This window comes from Neisseria sp. P0009.S007 (genome assembly GCF_051962515.1).
Genome location: NZ_JBQCVF010000421.1, coordinates 1 through 1,188 on the forward strand (window position 1 = coordinate 1; position 1,188 = coordinate 1,188).

Sequence of the window (1,188 nt, forward strand, 5' to 3'; positions counted from 1 at the left end):
ATTATGCCCAGCCGTGAGCTGCAAGCTGTATTGAACTTGATGGACAAGGCTGCAACCAAACGCGGCGATGCCTATATCGCCAGCGAACTTTTCTTGCTGGCTTTGGTTCAGCAGAATGATGCGACCGGTAAAATTTTGAAAGAGGCCGGTGCGACCGAACAAAATATCAATGCCGCGATCGATGCGGTACGAGGAGGACAAAACGTGAACGATGCGAATGCCGAAGACCAACGCGATGCTTTGAAAAAATACACACTCGACCTGACTCAACGCGCCCGTGACGGTAAGCTCGACCCTGTTATCGGTCGTGATGATGAAATTCGTCGTGCGATTCAAGTATTGCAACGCCGTACTAAAAACAACCCTGTGCTGATTGGTGAGCCGGGTGTGGGTAAAACCGCTATTGTTGAAGGCTTGGCGCAACGTATTGTCAACGGCGAAGTACCTGAATCCCTGCGTAACAAACGCCTTTTGGTTCTGGACTTGGCGGCTTTGATTGCCGGCGCGAAATACCGCGGCGAATTTGAAGAACGCTTGAAAGGCGTTTTGAACGACTTGGCTAAAGATGATGGCAACACTTTGATTTTCATCGATGAAATCCATACTTTGGTTGGTGCAGGCAAAACCGACGGCGCAATGGATGCGGGTAATATGTTGAAACCGGCTTTGGCACGCGGCGAACTGCACTGCATCGGCGCGACCACCTTGGACGAATACCGCCAGTACATCGAAAAAGACGCAGCACTCGAACGCCGCTTCCAAAAAGTATTGGTTGGAGAGCCAAGTGTAGAAGACACCATCGCCATTTTACGCGGTTTGCAGGAGCGTTATGAAATTCACCACGGCATCGACATCACCGACCCCGCCATCGTTGCTGCCGCAGAATTGAGCGATCGCTACCTTACCGACCGCTTCCTGCCCGACAAAGCGATTGATTTGATTGACGAAGCCGCCAGTCGTATCAAAATGGAGCTGGACAGCAAACCCGAGCAGATGGATAAACTCGACCGCCGCATCATTCAGCTCAAAATGGAAAAAATGCACGTTGCCAAAGAGAGCGACGATGCCAGCAAAAAACGTTTGGAACTGATAGATGAGGAAATCGACGGCCTGCAAAAAGAATACGCCGATTTGGACGAAATCTGGAAAGCAGAAAAAGCCGCCTCTTCCAGCACCGCCGACATCAAA

The 1,188-nt window shown here is 50.8% G+C and carries 1 protein-coding gene; it reads left to right on the plus strand.

Annotated elements, in window-relative coordinates; genetic code table 11:
* On the plus strand, positions 1–1,188 hold a 1,188-nt coding region (locus tag ACTHS3_RS13765; protein ID WP_440368224.1), incomplete at both ends, for an AAA family ATPase.